The sequence below is a fragment of the Amycolatopsis sp. NPDC114478 genome (genome assembly GCF_055633805.1).
Genome location: NZ_JBVKDO010000005.1, coordinates 400,228 through 416,797, shown reverse-complemented (window position 1 = coordinate 416,797; position 16,570 = coordinate 400,228). Strand labels below are relative to the sequence as shown.

Below are 16,570 nucleotides of genomic sequence, written 5' to 3'. Positions count from 1 at the left end.
TCATCACTGAGGCTAGCACGCCACGACACAGTGAGACGTCACTTGTAGGCTGGGGTCGTGGCCAGATGGGATCCCGGGACCGCGGACCGGCTGCGGAAAGCCGCGCTAGAGCTGTTCGCCGAGCACGGGTACGACGCCGTGACCGTGACGCAGATCGCCGAGCGCGCCGGGATCACCCGCCGCTCGTACTTCCGCTATTTCCCCGACAAGCGCGAAGTCCTCTTCGCCGGCGCGGAGCAGCTACCGCCTGCGGTCGCCGAAGCCGTCCTCGCCGCCGAAGAGGCGGAGTCGCCGCTTCGCACGGCCCTCGGCGCGCTCGTCGAGGTGGGCACGCAGGTCACGCGGCTCGTCGACCCGTCGCCGGAACGCCGGGCCGTGATCGCTTCGAGCGCCGAGCTCCGCGAACGCGAGCGCAGCAAGGGCGCGGCGATCACGGCCGCGATCCGGGACGCCCTCCAGCGGCGCGGAACGCCGCCCGAGCTGGCGAAACCGGCGGCGGAGGTCGCGGCGATCATCCTCGGCGACGCCTTCGACCGCTGGATCGACTCGGGCGGCGACCAGGAGTTCCCGGCGTGCCTGGAGACGGCCGCCGCGACCTTGCGCGATGCCTGCCGCTAGCCGCGGGCGTGCGCGTCCAGGATGTGCGCGACGGCCTCGGTGACCCGCTGCGCGTAGTCCAGGTGCAGCCACTCGTCCGGCACGTGGATGTTCGAGTCGGACCCGCACGCGCCGGTGACCAGGAACTGCGCCTCCGGGTACTTGCGCGAGAGCAGGCCCATGAACGGGATCGACCCGCCCATGCCGGCCGCCCGGTGCGGCTGGCCGAAGACCTCGTCGCTGACCGTGCGCAGGGCGCTGGTCAGCCACGGCGCCTCGGTCGGCGCGTTCCAGCCGTCCTCCGCCTGCGGGTTGTGGCCGAAGGTGACCTTCGCGCCGTACGGGACGTCGGTGGTCAGGGCCTTCTTGACGGCTTCGAGGCCCTTCTCGGCGTCGGCCGTCGGCGGGAGCCGGAAGCTCAGGGTCAGCGTGGTGCTTTCGCGCAGCACGTTGCCGGCGTCGGCGGGCTTCGGGAAGCCGTCGGCGCCGATCACCGAGAGCGTCGGCCGCCAAGTGTTGTTCAGCGCCAGCTCCAGCGCGTCTTCCGACATCACGCGGCCGCCTTCGACCAGCGGGAACGCCGTCGCCAGCGCCTCGGGGAAGTCCTGCGAGACGGCCTTGAGCTCGGCCAGCCGGTTCGCCGGGACGTCGACCTTGAGCTCGTCGAGCAGCAGTTCCCCGGTGGCGCTGTCCTCGAGCCGCTCGAGCAGCTTCCGCAGGACGCGGAACGAGCTGGCGACGACACCCGACGCGACGCCGGAGTGCTGCGCCGAGCCCAGCAGCTGCACGGTGACGTCCAGGTGCAGCATCCCGCGCAGGCTCGTAACCAGCCACAACCGCTCGTAGTCGCTGCCGCCGGCGTCCAGGCAGACCACCAGCGAGACCTCGCCGATCCGGTCGGCCAGGTGCTCGACGTACGCGGGGAGGTCGGGGCTGCCCGACTCCTCGCCGGTCTCCAGCAGCACGACGATGCGGGCGTGCTCGCCGCCGGCCGCGTGCACGGCCTGGATCGCCGACGTCGCCGCGTAGCCGGAGTAGCCGTCGTCGACGGACCCGCGGCCGTACAGCCGGCCGTCGCGGATCACCGGCGTCCACGGGCCGAGGCCCTCGGACCAGCCACCGACGGGCGGCTGCTTGTCGAGGTGGCCGTACATCAGGACGGTGCCCTTGCCCGCCGCGCCCGGGGTCGCCGGGACGTCGACGAGCAGCAGGGGCGTGCGGCCTTCGAGCTGCACGACGTCGAGGGTCGCGCCGGGCAGGCCGCGCGCGGCGATCCACTCCCGGACGTGGTCGACGGCGGCGGCCAGGTGCCCGGTGTTCGCCCAGTCGGCGTCGAAGGCCGGGGACAGGGCGGGGATGGCCACCAGCCCGGACAGGCTCGGGATGACGTCGTCGGTCCACGACGTCACGACGGATTCACGAACGGATTTCTGCTCCACGCCGCCATCGTGCCACGGGGTCCTAGCGTGCGGCACATCACAAGGTCGTCCCCGGAGTGGGTGAACACGGCGCGTCCGGTGCGCGTGGTGACGCGGCCACGCCTGGTGAGCGCGCGCGTCGATTCCCTACTCTCGTAGGTCCGATGCTCGGGCTTCCAAGCGTTTTCCCTGTTCAGAGCCCCTTTCTCAGCAACAAATCAGCATCCGTCACTCACCAAAACGCAGACCTTCGTGCCAGGATGGCGGCGAGAACCGTCAACGCCGACGGTGACCGAGCGCTTCGGACCCGATGCGCTGGTCCCCGCCGGTGCAGTCGCTGTGGTCGCCACAAGCGGCCGCCAGAGGCACCGACACCGAGGAGAACTGCGCATGCCGTCCGAACAGTGGACGCACCCGGAGCCTGGAGACGGGCCGGCCGCCGTCGCGGCCCAGCCGTCCCCCGAGCAGGTGATCGCCGGATTGCGGGCAACCAGCGAAGGTGGCGCTGAGCTGACTCAGCTGCTCACCCCCGAAGGCGAACGGGTCCCCTCGCCCCAGTTCGACAAGTACGTCGAGGACATCGACGCCGAAGCGCTGCGCGGCCTCTACCGCGACATGGTGCTGGTGCGGCGGGCCGACCGCGAAGCCAACGCCATGCAGCGCCAGGGCCAGCTCGGCATCTGGGTCCCGCTGCTCGGGCAGGAAGCCGCGCAGATCGGCTCCGGCCGGGCGCTGAAGAAGAACGACATGGCGTTCCCCAGCTACCGCGAGCACGGCGTCGCGTACGCGCGCGGGGTCGACATGAAGGACCTGCTGGGCATCTTCCGGTGCACCGACCACAGTGGCTGGGACTACCAGGGCACCGGGTTCCACCCGTACACCATCGTGATCGGCAACCAGGTGCTCAACGCCGCCGGGTACGCGATGGGCCAGAAGTTCGAGGGCAAGGTCGGGGACGACGACGGCGAAGCGACCATCTGCTACTTCGGCGACGGCGCCACCTCGCAGGGTGACGTCCACGAAGGATTCGTCTGGGCCGCCGTCTACGACGCGCCGCTGGTGTTCTTCTGCCAGAACAACCAGTGGGCGATCTCCGAGCCGACCGAGCGCCAGTCGCGCCTGCCGCTGTACCAGCGCGCCCGCGGCTACGGCTTCCCCGGCATCCGCGTCGACGGCAACGACGTCCTGGCCTGCCTCGCGGTGTCGCGCTGGGCGCTCGACGAGTGCCGGCACGGCAACGGACCCGTCCTGATCGAGGCGTTCACCTACCGGATGGACGCGCACACGACGACCGACGACCCGACCCGCTACCGCCTCTCCGACGAGCTGGAGGAGTGGAAGCTCAAGGACCCGATCGAGCGCGTCCGGGCGTTCCTGGCCCGCGGCGGCTACGCCGACCAGGCCTACTTCGACAGCGTCCAGGCCGACGCGGACGCCTTCGCCGCCGACCTGCGCGAATACACGTTCAACATGCCGGAGCCCCCGCCGGAGCGGATCTTCAGCAACGTCTACGCCGAGGGCAACCCGGTGCTGGACGCGCAGCGCGAAGAGTTCCTGTCCTACCTCGACGGCTTCGTATCGGCGGGTGAGCACTGATGTCCGACCTCCAGAAACTCACCATCGGCAAGGCGCTCAACCTCGGTCTGCGCCGCGCGATGGAAGAAGACCCCAAGGTCCTGATCATGGGCGAGGACGTCGGCAAGCTCGGCGGCGTCTTCCGGATCACCGACGGCCTGCAGAAGGACTTCGGCGAGCAGCGCGTGCTCGACACGCCGCTCGCGGAGTCCGGCATCATCGGCACCGCGGTCGGCCTGGCCGTGCGCGGCTTCCGGCCGGTGTGCGAGATCCAGTTCGAGGGCTTCATCTTCCCGGGCTTCGACCAGATCTCCTCGCAGCTGGCGAAGCTGCACTACCGGACGCAGGGCAAGGTCAAGATGCCCGTCGTGATCCGGGTGCCGTTCGGCGGCGGGATCGGCGCGGTCGAGCACCACTCGGAGTCGCCGGAGTCGCTGTTCGCGCACATCCCGGGCCTCAAGGTCGTGTCCATTTCGAACGCCGTCGACGCCTACTGGGGCATCCAGGAAGCGATCAAGTCGGACGACCCGATCCTGTTCTTCGAGCCGAAGCGCCTGTACCACTCGGGTGCGCTGCGAGCCGAAATCGACGTCGCGGGCACGCCGCAGAAGATGTTCTCCTCGCAGGTCGTGCGCGAAGGCACGACGGCGACGGTCGTCGCGTACGGCCCGTCCGTGAAGGTCGCGCTCGACGCGGCCGCCGCGGCGGAGGACGAGGGCAAGTCGCTCGAGGTCATCGACCTGCGCACGCTCTCGCCGCTGGACCTCGGCCCGGTGTTCGAGTCGGTGCGCAAGACCGGCCGCCTGATCGCGCTGTCCGAGGCGCCGTCCGAGTCGTCGCTGACGTCGGAGATCGCCGCGCGCGTCCAGCAGGAGTGCTTCTACTCGCTGGAAGCGCCCGTCCTCCGGGTGACCGGGTTCGACACGCCGTACCCGCCCGCCAAGCTCGAGGAGCACTACCTCCCCGACCTGGACCGGGTGCTGCACGCCGTCGACCGCTCGCTCGCCTGGTAAGGGGGATCTCCGCGCAATGCCTACGTACAAACAGTTCCCCCTGGCCGATACCGCCGAGGGGCTGACCGAAGCCGACATCCTGAACTGGCACGTGAAGCCGGGCGACACGGTGACGGTCAACCAGATCGTCGTCGAGATCGAGACCGCGAAGGCCGCCGTCGAGCTGCCGATCCCGTGGGCCGGGGTCGTCACGGAGCTGCTCGTCGAGCCGGGGCAGACGGTGGAGGTCGGCACGCCGATCCTCACCATCGACGTCGACCCGGGTGGCGCTTCGGCTCCGGCCGCGGCCCCGGTTGCCGCCGCGCCGGTCGAAGAAGAAGAGATGAAGCCGCTGGTCGGCTACGGCTCCAAGGCCGTCGTCACGCAGCGGCGGGCCCGCAAGGGTTCGGAACCTGCGCCGGCCGTTGCCGTCGCCGCGCCTCCGGCGCCCGCTCCCGCTGCTCCGGTTGCCCCGGCTGCTCCGGCTGCTCCGCGCGGCGGGTACGTCCCGCTGGCGAAGCCGCCGGTGCGGAAGCTGGCGAAGGACCTCGGCGTCGACCTGCACGCGCTGACCGGCACCGCGTCGGGCGGCGTGATCACCCGCGAGGACGTCGAGCGGGCGGCCAACGGCACACCGGTCGTCGAGTCCGTTGTGGACAGCGGCTCCCGTGAGCGGCGCGTGCCGATCAAGGGCGTCCGCAAGATGACCGCGGCCGCGATGGTGCAGAGCGCGTACACCGCTCCGCACGTCACGGAGTTCCTGACCATCGACGTCACGCCGATGATGGAGTTCCTCGAGAAGCTGAAGAAGTCGCGGGAGTTCGCGGGCGTGAAGGTGACGCCGCTGACGTTCGCGGCGAAGGCCGTGTGCCTGGCGGCGAAGCGCACCCCGGACGTCAACGCGGTCTGGGACGAAGCGGCGCAGGAGATCGTCTACAAGGACTACGTGCACCTCGGCATCGCGGCGGCGACCCCGCGCGGCCTGATCGTGCCGAAGGTCCGCGACGCCGACTCGATGTCCCTGAAGGAGCTGGCGATCGCGCTGACCGAGCTGACGGAGGTCGCTCGTCAGGGCAAGACGTCGCCGGCGGACATGGCGAACGGCACGATCACGATCACCAACGTGGGCGTGTTCGGCGTCGACACGGGAACGCCGATCATCAACCCGGGCGAGTCCGCGATCCTGTGCCTCGGCGCGATCAAGGACCAGCCGTGGGTGGTGGACGGCGAGATCAAGGTCCGCAAGGTGCTGCAGCTGTCGCTGAGCTTCGACCACCGCGTGGTCGACGGCCAGCAGGGCTCGGAGTTCCTGGCCGACGTCGGCGCCCTGCTGGCCGACCCGGCCATGGCGATGACGTACTGAGTTTCCGCAGGTGAGGGCCGTCTTCGGGCGGCCCTCACTTTTACTCATTTGACTGAGTGAGCACTCACTCCGCACAATGGCAGCATGACCCCAGCACCCGAAACCCGGCGCAGAGCGCCGAGCATGAGCGCCGAAGACCGGCGCGCCATGATCGTGCACGCGGTGCTGCCGCTCCTCATGGAGCACGGCACCGCGGTCACGACCAGCCAGATCGCCCGCGCCGCCGGCATCGGCGAGGGCACCATCTTCCGCGCGTTCAAGGACAAGGACGAGCTGTTCGACGCCTGCACCGCCGAGGTGCTGCGCCCCGACCACGTCCTCGACGCGATCGCCGAGATCCCCGTCGAGCAGCCCCTGGCGGACCGGCTCGTCGAGGCCGCCGACGCGCTCGGCGCCCACTTCGAGCGGATGGGCGCGCTGATGGGCGCCCTGCACGCGTCCGGCCGCGTCCGGCACCGCGACCCGGAGCAGCGCGCGAAGAGCCGCTCGATGAAGGGCGGCCGCGGCGAGTCGATGACCGCCATGCGCGGCGCGATCACCGAACTGTTCGAACCCGACAAGGACCGGCTGCGGCTGACCCCCGAGCAGCTCGCCGCCCTGTTCCTGACCCTGCTGTTCGGCGGCCGCCGGATGGCGCCGATCGACGACGCCCCCACCACGCGCCAGGTGGTCGACGTCTTCCTCCACGGCGCCGTGGAGGCCCCGTGATCCCGGGCGGTGGGGGCGGCATGGAGTTCATGCTGGCCCGGCGCGGTCGCCGGCGGCACGCGACGACGGTGCCGGAGAGCGGGCTCACCGGGCCCGTCGACATTCCCGAACCGAAGCCGGAGGACCAGCCGAAGGACCTGCGTTCGCGGCTCAAGCGGGCGAGGACGTCGGTGGCGGGGACGGTCCGCGGCCTGCCGAAGGTCGTCAAGCTGACGTGGCAGGCCAGCCCGATCCTGACGATCCTCCTGGCGCTGATCACGCTGTTGTCCGGCCTGCTGCCGACCGTGACCGCGTACGTCGCGAAGCTGCTGCTCGACTCGGTCGTCGCGGCGATCCAGCACCGCGGCACGACGGCCGACATCGTGAACGTCGCGTTGTTCCAGTTCGGCGTGCTCGCCGCGACCGCGATCAGCAGCGCGATGACGTCGATCGCGCAGTCGCTGCTGCAGGAGCGCATGACGCTGACCATCCGCCACCAGGTGATGGCGCACGCCAGCGAGCTGCACCTCGCGTACTTCGAGGGCTCGACGTCGTACGACATGCTGCGCCAGGCCGCGCAAGAGGCGCCGACGCGGCCGCTGTCGATGATGAACTCCGCGTTGGGGCTCGTCCGGACGCTCATCACGTTCGGCAGCATGGTCGCGCTGCTCGTCGCGATCAGCCCGCTGCTCGCGCTGGTCGCGCTGCTGGCGCCGATCCCGGCGTTCATCTCGCAGTCGAAGTACGGCTCGCGCGCGTTCTGGCTGACGTTCCTGATGTCGCCGATCAAGCGCCGGATGGATTATCTGTCCTCTTTGGTCACAACGGACACGTACGCCAAGGAGACGAAGCTGTTCGGGCTCGGCCCGTACTTCGTCGACCGGTTCCGCCGGCTCGGGCTCGTGTCGTACGAGCGGCAGCGGAAGCTGACGATCAACCGCAACATCAGTTCGACGTCCTGGGGGCTGCTGAGCACGTTCGTGGGCTCGGCGATCGCGCTGTACATCGCGCTGGAGGCGGTCGGCGGGCGGTTGACGCTCGGCGATCTGGCGCTGTACACGGCCGCGGCCACTTCGGTGCAGACGTCGGTGTCCGGGCTGTTCACGGCGTTTTCGGGGATGTACGAGAACAACCTGTACCTGGACACGCTGTACCGCTTCCTGGACACGAAACCGGAGATCACGGCGCCTCCCACGCCCCGCCCTTTCCCGTCCACTGTGGAGGGTCACATCGAGTTCGAGTCGGTGACCTTCGCGTACCCGGGTGCGGAGGAGCCGGCGCTGGACAACGTCAGCTTCGAGATCCAGCCGGGCGAGACGGTGGCGGTGGTCGGCCGCAACGGCGCGGGCAAGTCGACGCTGTTCAAGCTCCTCTGCCGGCTGTACGACCCGACCGGCGGCCGGATCCTGCTGGACGGCGTCGACATCCGCGAGTACGACCCGGTGGAGCTGCGGACGCGGATCAGCGCGATGTTCCAGGACTACGTGACGTACCAGGGCACGGCGGCGGAGAACATCGGCTTGGGCGATCTTTCGCGGTTGGAAGATCGGCCGCACATCGAGGACTCGGCGCGCCGAGCGGGCGCGGACGAGCGCATCGAGCGCCTGCCCAGCGGTTACGACAGCCCGTTGGGCCGCTGGTTCGACCAGGGCGTTTCGCTTTCCGGTGGCGAGTGGCAGAAGATCGCGCTGGCCCGGGCGTTCCAGCGGGAGGCGCCGCTGCTGATCCTGGACGAGCCGACGTCGGCATTGGACGCGCAGGCCGAGCACGACTTGTTCTCACGGCTGCGCGAGCTGTCCGAGGGCCGGACGACGCTGTACATCTCGCACCGGTTCTCGACGGTGCGCCAGGCGGAGCGGATCCTCCTGCTGGACCACGGAAAGGTGGCGGAGTACGGAACGCACGAGGAGCTGATGGCGGCAAACGCGGGCTACGCAGAGCTGTTCACCCTCCAAGCGCGCGCGTACCTCGACGAGGTGCCGAGCTAGGGCGTCACGTAATGGCTGGGCAGCGAGGTGCCACCGCGCAGCTCGTTGCCCGGCCACGGGTGCGTCCGCCGATGTTCCTGGGCGTCGGCGATGGTCACGGTGTCGAGCACGCAGTCAGCGAGCTTGACCCCGTGGCCACTCCGGCCCAGCTCGATCCGGCACCGTTCGAACCGGCAGTTCTCGGCGAGCAGCGGCACCACGAAGGGCGGCTGGGCCTCGAGGCCGAGTGAGAGGTCGAGTTCGAGGTCCGCGAAGTCGCACCGGTCGAACACCACCCGGCCGAAGGTGAAGTCCAGCTTCGAGAAGTCGACGACGGGCGCCCGGAAGCGGCAACGGAAGAAGGCCACTGACGAGGAGCGCAGGTACCCATCGGCGAAATCGACCTTTTCGCCGGCGAACTCCGCACCGACGAATTCGGCCTTGCCGCCGGTGATGGTCATTCCGCCGAAGTTCGTTTCGGCGGCGGAGAAGCGGGTGCCGTGGCAGCTCAGCTTCCCGAACTCGGCGCCGGCGAAGGAGGCCACGCCACCGACGAACTCCGCGCCGTCGAACAGGACTTCGCCGCTGAACTTGCGACGCGCGAAATCGGCGTTCTCGATGGTGATGCCGGTGAAGTCGAAGTCGAGCGCGGACCAGGACAGTTCCCCGCTCTGGCGGGTGCGGTCGCGGATCACGCGCAGGATCGCCTCCCGCACCTCGACCTCGCCGCCGGCTTCCTCGCGGATGATCCGGAGGTAGCCGCACAGGACATCGACGCAGACCTGACGCTTGTCGGCCCAGTCGTCGGCGAGACCGGCCATGGCGTAGACCCCGGCCAGCCGGACGGCCGGGCTGTCGTGCGCAAGCTGCTCGGCCGCGCTGCCGAACCGTTCGTTGAACTTCTGGACGACCTCGCGATCCGCCCGCTGGATGGCCAGGTCGTGCTCGTCTTCGGCGACGCGCTGCTTCCGGTAGTTGACGGCGAGCAGCACCACCCCACCGAACCCGGCAACGACCGACAGGGCGATCTTCAGCAGGTCGAGCACCTGGGAGACGTCGAACTGACCGGCGGCCGGCAGCCGCGGCCAGCCGAGGAATCAGAGCAGGCCACCGCCGGTGGCCCCGGCGACGACCAGGGCCACAGCCAACCAGCCGAGAACGGAGACGACCATCCCGCGCCGGCGGCGTTCCCGCTTCCGCCGCGTCCAGGTGAGCCCGGGGAAGAACGCCCTCCGCTGACGACGCCCGCGCCAGAGCACGAGCAAGCCCGCGACCAGGCACAGCGCGATCAAGAGCCAGCGGAGCCAGTCGGACACGAGGGGTGAGACTAGCCCCTGCTCCGGGGGCCCGGGAGCAAATCGGACAGGTCGTTCGTTGACCGGGTATGGCTGTCGCGTTCCTGCTCTACGTCATCGCCGAGATCGCCGCGATCTGGGCGGTCGGCTCGGCCGTCGGCGTCCTCGGCACGCTGGGCCTCCTCCTGGCCGGCGCGTTCCTGGGGTCGTGGCTGGCCCGCCGCGAGGGCGGCAAGGCAATGCGGGCGTTCATGTCCGCGGCCCGCGCCGGGCAACCGGCGGAGAAGGAACTGACCGACGGGATGCTCGTCGCGCTCGGCGGGGTGTTGATCCTGGTCCCGGGCTTCGTGAGCGACATCCTGGGGCTGCTGTTGATGCTGCCGCCGTCACGCGCGGTGGCTCGTCGGTGGTGGTTGCGGCGGATGGAGAAGCGGGCGGTCCGGTTCGCCAACCAGCGCCGGGGGCCGGTGATGGTGGTGGACAGCGAGGTCGTGCCGCCAGGGGAGCCGCGCCGCGACCAGCCGACGGTCATCGAAGGCCGGGTCATCGAGGGCTAGTCACGCTGGGCACGGAGCCTGTCCCCTTGCCACAATGAGCGCGTGGAGCGTCTGAAGACCACGTCCGCGGTGCGCATTCGGATGAGCAAGCAGAAGTCCCGGAACACCGGGATCGAGATGGCCCTGCGCAGACTCCTCCACAGCGCCGGCTTCCGCTACCGAGTGCACCGGCGACCGGTCAATGGAGTGCGCCGGGAGGCGGACCTGGTATTCGGCCCCGCCCGCGTCGCGGTCTTCGTCGACGGATGTTTCTGGCACGGGTGCCCGGAGCACGCGACCTGGCCGAAGAACAACGCGGAATTCTGGCGCGAGAAGATCGAAACCAACCGCAGGCGTGACGCCGACACCGACGCTCGCCTCGACGATGCGGGGTGGTTGTCGATCCGCGTGTGGGAGCACGAAACTGCGGAGACGGCGGCGGACCGGGTGATCACCGCGATCCGCGAGCGCCGCGCGACGGGCTAGGCCGTGGTCGGTTTGGGGATGTCGAAGTAGCTCGAGAACCTCACCGCTGGGGCGTACTCGCCCTTCACCTTCACCCGGCCCGTTACGAACATCGCCGCCACCGCCGCGTTGCCCGTTGCCATCCTGATGAAGTCGTCCACCGACAACGTGATCGTCGTGTCCGGGGTTCGGGACAGGTCCGTTGAGGAAACGCACACCCCGTCCTCGATCACCGTCTGGAAACGGTCGTAACCATCCTCGCCCGTTCCCTCGGAAAAGCGCCAAGAAACCACGAAGTCCACGTGACGCGCGCGCTCGGGGGCGAAATGTTCGGACATTCGGCGGAAAATCTCGTCGAGGAACACCGCTCGCAGCTCTGGGTGGTCTGCGATCGCCTTCAGCTGGTCGCGGGACGCTCGGCGGACCACGTCCACCAGGACGTCCGTTGACAGCGAACTCAGCTCGATGCCCGCGCCGGCGGAGCCCAGCATGTGCAGGGTTTCCAGGACCTGGATGAACTGCGCGGGTGTCAGATTGGCGATGACCAGCTTGTCCGCGAACGCGTTGACCGCGTGGCCGGCGCGCACTCCGCGGGGCCGGGAAAGGCGCCACTTCGCTTTTCGGGGCACAGCGACGGACTATACGGGGTGCGGGAGGTCGAAGTATCCGATCAGGCCCGCCGCGAACGCCAAATCGCCCTTGACCTTGATTCTTCCCGTGACGAACAACACCGCCGGCGTCGCCTGGTGGGTGATGAGGCGGAAGAAGTCCGGCGGTGCGATGGTGATCGTGACCCGCGGGGCCGAGTGCATGTCCCGGCTCACCGTGCACGAGCCGTGGGAAATCACCGTCTCGTAGCGGTCGTAGCCGCCTTCGCCGATGCCGCCCGACAGGCGCCAGTGGACCACCGCGTGCAGGTCGCGGGCCCGGTCCGGCCGGATGTGCGCGCCCATGCGGGCGAAGATCTCCTCGAGCACCCGCTCACGCAGGGGGCGCTCCGCGACGACGCTCTCCAGCTGCGCGCGCGATGCCGAAGCCACCAGGGACGCGAAACGCGCCGGGTCGACCTTGCTCAAGTCGAACGCCGGTGCGCGGGCGGCCAGCCTCAGGAGCGCGTTCAAGAGTCTTCGGAAGTCGTCCTTGCCGAGGTCGCGTGGGTTGACCGCGTCGGCGAGGGCGTTCACGTCGAGGGCGTGCGCCTCGGGGCTCAGCGGGTCGAGCCGCTCCAGGGCGTCCAGCAGCGCCGCCCCACGGAGCCCCGCGACCTGATCGGCGCTGGTCATCCCGGCGTTGTCGGCCATGGTCACTCCTCTGCTGTTACTCACGCGTAAGGCTACCCGCCAGTAGGTAGGCGGGCAAGCGTGCCGAAATCACCCTGCCGGGGCAGCGCCCGGTACCGTCTCTCGGCAGCAACAGGGAGGTCCAGCGTGTCAGAGGATGATCAGCGTCCGCCCGAACGGGCCAGGCGGCTGCCGCGCGCGGTGCGCGAGCGGCAGATCCTGGACGCCGCCGTCCAGGTTTTCTCGCGCCACGGCTACCACGCGGCCTCGATGGACGAGATCTCCGACGTCGCCGGCGTCTCGAAGCCGATGATCTACACCTACCTCGGGTCCAAAGAGGACCTGTTCGGTGCGTGCATCCGCCGCGAGGCGACGCGGCTGCTCGAGGCCATCCAGGCCGGCGTCCAGCCCGACCTGCCACCGGACATGCAGCTCTGGCACGGCCTGCGGTCGTTCTACCGGTTCGTCGCGGAGTACCGCGAGTCGTGGACGGTGCTGCACCGCCAGGCCCTCACCGTCGGCGGGACGTTCGCCGCGGAGGTCACCGACATGCGGGCGCGGGCGATCCAGCTGGTCGCGGCCCTGGTCGTGTCGGCGGGCACCCGCAAGGGCGTCGGCGAGCAGGCCGAGTTCTCCGGCGAAGGCCTGTCCGCGGCCTTGGTCGGGGCGGCCGAGTCGCTGGCCGACTGGGCCCTCGACCACCCCGACATCTCCGACGGCGTCCTGGCGTCCTGGCTGATGAACCTCGTCTGGCTGGGCTTCAACGACCTCATCGAGGGCGAGGTCTGGAAGCCCTCATAGTGAGGTGATCGTGCCCTCCAGGTGCGGCTTCGACTTGCTCCACAGCTCGAACGCCCGGCCCTCCGGGGTGGCCCACGACGTGAAACCCGCCTTGGCCGGCAGCAGCACCGGCTGCTTGAACTTGACGTCGATCGTGACCGCCGCGGGCAGCCGTCCTTCGAACGCCGCCAGCGCGTGGGCCTTCGTCCACATGCCGTGGGCGATCGCGCGCGGGAAGCCGAACAGGCGGGCCGTCAGCGGGTGCAGGTGGATCGGGTTGCGGTCGCCGGAGACCTCCGCGTAGCGGCGGCCGATGTCGCCCGGGACCCGCCAGATCGCGTCCGGCGTCGGCGGGGCCAGCTGCTCGCGACGCCCCGACGAACCCGAAGAAGAACCGCGGCGCAGATATGTGCTGACGTCGACCCACACCAGGTCATCCCCGGCCCAAGCTTCGCTGACGACGTCGAACTGCCGGCCCTTTTCGTGCGGACGCAGGTTCTCCGCGCGCACCCGGATCGTCAACGCCTCACCCAGCCGCAGCGCGCGGTGCTGGGTGATCCGGTTCGCCACGTGCACCATGCCGAGCAGCGGGAACGGGAACCCCGGCTCGGTCATCAGCGCCATCTGCAGCGGGAACGCCAGCATGTGCGGGTACGTCGCCGGCAGCTCGTCGCTCAGCCGGAACCCGCAGACCGTGTTGTACGCGGCGAGGTGCGCCGGGTCGACGACGACACCCGTGCGCACCAGCTCGGTGTCGGGCAGCGATGAGCCCGTTTTGCGAAAGCCGAGCAGCGCCTTCGGGTACAGCGTCGCCAGGCTCGGCGTGCTGTCGAGTTCGCGGATCACCACGTCAGGCCCCCAGCAGGGCCTGGCCGCAGACGCGGACCACGTTGCCGTTCACCGCGGCCGACGCCGGGTTCGCGTACCAGGCGATCGTCTCGGCGACGTCGACCGGCAGGCCGCCCTGGCCGAGGCTCGACAGCCGCCGGCCGGCCTCGCGGATGAACAGCGGGACGGCCGCCGTCATCTTGGTCTCGATGAACCCGGGCGCGACGGCGTTGATCGTGCCGCCATACGCGGCGAGCTGCGGCGCGCCGACGTTCACCATGCCGATCACGCCCGCCTTGGACGTCGCGTAGTTCGTCTGGCCGACGTTGCCGGCGATGCCCGCGATCGACGAGACACCGATGATCCGGCCGTTCTCGTTCAGCACGCGGTCGCCGAGCAGCTTGTCGTTCACCGCGAGCTGCGAAACGAGGTTGACGGCGATCACCGAGTCCCACGCGCTCTCGCTCATGTTGCCCAGCGTCTTGTCGCGGGTGATACCCGCGTTGTGGACAACGACGTCGACGCCGCCGTGGCGCTCCTTCAGGTACTCCGCGAGCTTCGCGGGCGCGCTCGGCGAAGTGATGTCGAGCTGCAGCGACGACCCGCCGATCTTGTTGGCCGCCTTCGACAGGTCGCCGCCCTGCGCGGGGATGTCGAGCGCGACGACGTGCGCGCCGTCGCGGGCCAGCACCTCGGCGATCGCCGCGCCGATGCCGCGGGACGCGCCGGTCACCAGCGCGACCTTGCCGTCGAGGGGCTTCTCCCAGTTCGCCGGCGCGGACGCCGTCTTGCCCTCGGCGCCGATCCGGATGACCTGCGCGTCGACGAACGCCGACTTCGCGGAGAGCAGGAAGCGCAGCGTCGACTCCGTCGCCTCTTCGGCACCTTCGGCGACGTACACGAGCTGCGCCGTCGCGCCGCGCTTCAGCTCCTTGCCGACCGAGCGCACGAAGCCCTCGAGAGCGCGTTGCGCGATCCGCTCGCGGCCTTCGACCTGCTCCGGCGGCGTGCCGAGGACGACGACCCGGCCGGACGGCCCGACGCTGCGGATCAACGGGTGGAAGAAGTCGTAGACCTCACGCAGGCGCGAAGGGTCGGTGACGCCGGTGGCGTCGAAGACGAGCGCCGCGTGCCGATCACCCGAAGTGGTGACGACGTCGATGCCGGCGTCGGCCAGCTGGTCACGGACGGTTTTTTCGAGCCGCCCGCCAGGCGCGGCGCCGAGAAGTGCGGGACCCTCGAGGGCAGGTTGCCCGGGCTTGTACCGGCGCAGCGTGGCGGGGTTGGGCAGGCCGAGCTTCGGCACCACGAACTTCCCCACCGGGCTTTTCGTGAACTGCTGGTACCTGTCAGCCATCGGTTGCCTCCCGTGCAGTCTGCGTCACGTCGCAGTCTAACCTACTCGCTAGTAGGTTACAGTGTGAGGGACACGACCAGAGAGGTGAAGTCATGCCGCCGAGGAAAACTCCCGCTGTACGCAAGGTCGCGATCATCGGGGGCAACCGGATCCCCTTCGCGCGGTCCAACGGCCCGTACGCGAAGGCGTCGAACCAGGACATGTTCACCGCCGCGCTCGACGGTCTGGTCAGCCGCTTCTCACTGCAGGGCGAGGTGATCGGCGAGGTCGCGGCCGGCGCCGTGCTCAAGCACTCGAAGGACTTCAACCTGGCCCGCGAGAGCGTGCTGGGCAGCAAGCTCTCGCCCGCGACGCCCGCGTCCGACGTCCAGATGGCGTGCGGCACCGGTCTGCAGGCCATCGTCAACGTCGCCAACAAGATCGCGCTCGGCCAGATCGACTCGGCCATCGCGGGTGGCGTCGACACCACGAGCGACGCGCCGCTGGCCGTCAACGAGGACCTGCGCCAGATCCTCATCCAGCTCAACGCCGCGAAGACGCTCGGCGAACGCCTCAAGCTCGTCGCGAAGATCCGGCCGGGCCACATCGTCCCGGCGATCCCGCGCAACGAGGAGCCGCGCACCGGCCTCTCGATGGGCGAGCACGCGGCGCTCACCGCGAAGATCTGGGAGATCACGCGCGAGGCGCAGGACGAGCTGGCCGCGAGCAGCCACCAGAAGCTCGCCGCCGCGTACGACCGCGGGTTCTTCGACGACCTCGTGACGCCGTTCCTCAAGCTCGCGCGCGACCAGAACCTGCGCGCGGACTCGACCGCGGAGAAGCTCGCCAAGCTCAAGCCGGCGTTCGGGGGTCCGGACGGCACGATGACCGCGGGCAACTCGACGCCGCTGACCGACGGCGCGTCGACCGTTCTGCTCGCGACCGACGAGTGGGCGAAGGCGCACAAGCTGCCGGTGCTCGCGTACCTGACGTTCTCGCAGACCGCGGCCGTCGACTACGTCCACGGCGAAGAGGGCCTGCTGATGGCGCCCGCGTACGCCGTGCCGCGGATGCTCGCCCGCGCCGGGCTCTCGCTGCAGGACTTCGACTTCTACGAGATCCACGAGGCGTTCGCGTCGCAGGTGCTGGCCACGCTCAAGGCGTGGGAGGACCCGGCGTTCGCCAAGGAGAAGCTGGACCTGGACGAGCCGCTCGGCGCGATCGACCGGGCGAAGCTGAACGTCAACGGCTCGTCGCTGGCGGCCGGGCACCCGTTCGCCGCGACCGGCGGCCGGATCGTCGCGACGCTGGCGAAGCTGCTGCACGAGAAGGGGTCCGGCCGCGGCCTGATCTCGATCTGCGCGGCCGGCGGCCAGGGCGTCACCGCGATCCTGGAGAAGTAACCGCACGAAAAAGGGCCGCCCCTCGCTGGGGGCGGCCCTTTTTCGCGT

Annotated in this window: 17 protein-coding genes; 10 read left to right on the top strand and 7 right to left on the bottom strand. The window is 69.8% G+C overall.

Annotation, left to right across the window (positions count from 1 at the left end):
• Positions 1 to 57: 57 nt before the first annotated feature.
• Positions 58 to 618 carry a TetR/AcrR family transcriptional regulator gene (locus ACZ7OH_RS17945; protein ID WP_470281767.1) on the top strand — a complete coding sequence of 187 codons (561 nt, stop codon included), beginning with the start codon at positions 58 to 60 and terminating at the stop codon, positions 616 to 618.
• On the opposite strand, the gene ACZ7OH_RS17940 is transcribed toward ACZ7OH_RS17945, so the two are convergent.
• Positions 615 to 2,036, bottom strand: a complete 1,422-nt coding sequence (locus tag ACZ7OH_RS17940; RefSeq protein WP_470281766.1) for a M20/M25/M40 family metallo-hydrolase — start codon at positions 2,034 to 2,036, stop codon at positions 615 to 617. The genes ACZ7OH_RS17945 and ACZ7OH_RS17940 overlap by 4 nt on opposite strands.
• Positions 2,037 to 2,405: 369 nt before the next feature.
• Between ACZ7OH_RS17940 and pdhA the strand changes: the two genes are divergently transcribed.
• From pdhA to ACZ7OH_RS17915, 5 genes are all read left to right on the top strand, one after another.
• A complete protein-coding gene (pdhA, locus tag ACZ7OH_RS17935) occupies positions 2,406 to 3,611 on the top strand; it encodes a pyruvate dehydrogenase (acetyl-transferring) E1 component subunit alpha (RefSeq protein ID WP_400897121.1) in 1,206 nt (401 codons plus the stop codon).
• The gene (locus tag ACZ7OH_RS17930; protein WP_452061659.1) at positions 3,611 to 4,603 is read left to right on the top strand and encodes an alpha-ketoacid dehydrogenase subunit beta; all 993 of its coding nucleotides are present in this window, start codon (positions 3,611 to 3,613) and stop codon (positions 4,601 to 4,603) included. Before pdhA ends, ACZ7OH_RS17930 begins: the two co-directional genes overlap by 1 nt.
• A gap of 16 nt (positions 4,604 to 4,619) precedes the next feature.
• Positions 4,620 to 5,945 (top strand): dihydrolipoamide acetyltransferase family protein, encoded by a 1,326-nt coding sequence (locus tag ACZ7OH_RS17925; protein ID WP_470281765.1) that lies wholly within the window; start codon positions 4,620 to 4,622, stop codon positions 5,943 to 5,945.
• A gap of 123 nt (positions 5,946 to 6,068) precedes the next feature.
• Positions 6,069 to 6,653 carry a TetR/AcrR family transcriptional regulator gene (locus ACZ7OH_RS17920; RefSeq protein ID WP_470281871.1) on the top strand — a complete coding sequence of 195 codons (585 nt, stop codon included), beginning with the start codon at positions 6,069 to 6,071 and terminating at the stop codon, positions 6,651 to 6,653.
• A gap of 20 nt (positions 6,654 to 6,673) precedes the next feature.
• Entirely contained in the window at positions 6,674 to 8,620 is a 1,947-nt protein-coding gene (locus ACZ7OH_RS17915; RefSeq protein ID WP_470281870.1) for an ABC transporter ATP-binding protein, read from the top strand.
• Here the strand turns inward: ACZ7OH_RS17915 and ACZ7OH_RS17910 are convergent.
• Both ACZ7OH_RS17910 and ACZ7OH_RS17905 read right to left on the bottom strand, forming a co-directional pair.
• On the bottom strand, positions 8,617 to 9,645 hold the full coding sequence (locus tag ACZ7OH_RS17910; RefSeq protein ID WP_470281764.1) for a pentapeptide repeat-containing protein: 1,029 nt from the start codon (positions 9,643 to 9,645) through the stop codon (positions 8,617 to 8,619). The genes ACZ7OH_RS17915 and ACZ7OH_RS17910 overlap by 4 nt on opposite strands.
• A gap of 51 nt (positions 9,646 to 9,696) precedes the next feature.
• Complete coding sequence (locus tag ACZ7OH_RS17905; RefSeq protein ID WP_470281763.1) at positions 9,697 to 9,915, bottom strand: hypothetical protein; 219 nt, start codon at positions 9,913 to 9,915, stop codon at positions 9,697 to 9,699.
• Positions 9,916 to 9,983: 68 nt separating this feature from the next.
• Between ACZ7OH_RS17905 and ACZ7OH_RS17900 the strand changes: the two genes are divergently transcribed.
• Together ACZ7OH_RS17900 and ACZ7OH_RS17895 are read left to right on the top strand one after the other, a co-directional pair.
• On the top strand, positions 9,984 to 10,451 hold the full coding sequence (locus ACZ7OH_RS17900; RefSeq protein ID WP_470281762.1) for an FxsA family protein: 468 nt from the start codon (positions 9,984 to 9,986) through the stop codon (positions 10,449 to 10,451).
• 81 nt (positions 10,452 to 10,532) lie between these two features.
• Positions 10,533 to 10,916 carry a very short patch repair endonuclease gene (locus ACZ7OH_RS17895; protein WP_470281869.1) on the top strand — a complete coding sequence of 128 codons (384 nt, stop codon included), beginning with the start codon at positions 10,533 to 10,535 and terminating at the stop codon, positions 10,914 to 10,916.
• On the opposite strand, the gene ACZ7OH_RS17890 is transcribed toward ACZ7OH_RS17895, so the two are convergent.
• Positions 10,913 to 11,482, bottom strand: coding sequence for an SCP2 sterol-binding domain-containing protein (locus ACZ7OH_RS17890; protein WP_470281761.1), 570 nt, complete (start codon positions 11,480 to 11,482; stop codon positions 10,913 to 10,915). The genes ACZ7OH_RS17895 and ACZ7OH_RS17890 overlap by 4 nt on opposite strands.
• A gap of 51 nt (positions 11,483 to 11,533) precedes the next feature.
• Positions 11,534 to 12,196, bottom strand: a complete 663-nt coding sequence (locus ACZ7OH_RS17885) for an SCP2 sterol-binding domain-containing protein (protein ID WP_470281760.1) — start codon at positions 12,194 to 12,196, stop codon at positions 11,534 to 11,536.
• Between the two features lie 126 nt (positions 12,197 to 12,322).
• Between ACZ7OH_RS17885 and ACZ7OH_RS17880 the strand changes: the two genes are divergently transcribed.
• A complete protein-coding gene (locus ACZ7OH_RS17880) occupies positions 12,323 to 12,976 on the top strand; it encodes a TetR/AcrR family transcriptional regulator (protein WP_470281759.1) in 654 nt (217 codons plus the stop codon).
• Here ACZ7OH_RS17880 and ACZ7OH_RS17875 read toward each other — a convergent pair.
• Positions 12,971 to 13,804, bottom strand: a complete 834-nt coding sequence (locus ACZ7OH_RS17875; RefSeq protein WP_470281758.1) for a MaoC/PaaZ C-terminal domain-containing protein — start codon at positions 13,802 to 13,804, stop codon at positions 12,971 to 12,973. The genes ACZ7OH_RS17880 and ACZ7OH_RS17875 overlap by 6 nt on opposite strands.
• Before the next feature lies 1 nt (position 13,805).
• The gene (locus ACZ7OH_RS17870) at positions 13,806 to 15,140 is read right to left on the bottom strand and encodes a 3-oxoacyl-ACP reductase (RefSeq protein WP_470281757.1); all 1,335 of its coding nucleotides are present in this window, start codon (positions 15,138 to 15,140) and stop codon (positions 13,806 to 13,808) included.
• A 92-nt stretch (positions 15,141 to 15,232) separates the two neighbouring features.
• Between ACZ7OH_RS17870 and ACZ7OH_RS17865 the strand changes: the two genes are divergently transcribed.
• On the top strand, positions 15,233 to 16,522 hold the full coding sequence (locus tag ACZ7OH_RS17865) for an acetyl-CoA C-acetyltransferase (protein WP_470281756.1): 1,290 nt from the start codon (positions 15,233 to 15,235) through the stop codon (positions 16,520 to 16,522).
• Positions 16,523 to 16,570 lie beyond the last annotated feature (48 nt).

Excerpts from the sequence above, each read along its gene's own strand:
- ACZ7OH_RS17885 (WP_470281760.1), bottom strand. The coding sequence starts at position 12,196 with ATGGCCGACAACGCCGGGATGACCAGCGCCGATCAGGTCGCGGGGCTC.
- ACZ7OH_RS17930 (WP_452061659.1), top strand. The coding sequence starts at position 3,611 with ATGTCCGACCTCCAGAAACTCACCATCGGCAAGGCGCTCAACCTCGGT.
- ACZ7OH_RS17915 (WP_470281870.1), top strand. The coding sequence starts at position 6,674 with ATGGAGTTCATGCTGGCCCGGCGCGGTCGCCGGCGGCACGCGACGACG.
- ACZ7OH_RS17870 (WP_470281757.1), bottom strand. The coding sequence starts at position 15,140 with ATGGCTGACAGGTACCAGCAGTTCACGAAAAGCCCGGTGGGGAAGTTC.
- ACZ7OH_RS17920 (WP_470281871.1), top strand. The coding sequence starts at position 6,069 with ATGAGCGCCGAAGACCGGCGCGCCATGATCGTGCACGCGGTGCTGCCG.
- ACZ7OH_RS17865 (WP_470281756.1), top strand. The coding sequence starts at position 15,233 with ATGCCGCCGAGGAAAACTCCCGCTGTACGCAAGGTCGCGATCATCGGG.
- pdhA (WP_400897121.1), top strand. The coding sequence starts at position 2,406 with ATGCCGTCCGAACAGTGGACGCACCCGGAGCCTGGAGACGGGCCGGCC.
- ACZ7OH_RS17925 (WP_470281765.1), top strand. The coding sequence starts at position 4,620 with ATGCCTACGTACAAACAGTTCCCCCTGGCCGATACCGCCGAGGGGCTG.
- ACZ7OH_RS17900 (WP_470281762.1), top strand. The coding sequence starts at position 9,984 with ATGGCTGTCGCGTTCCTGCTCTACGTCATCGCCGAGATCGCCGCGATC.
- ACZ7OH_RS17895 (WP_470281869.1), top strand. The coding sequence starts at position 10,533 with ATGAGCAAGCAGAAGTCCCGGAACACCGGGATCGAGATGGCCCTGCGC.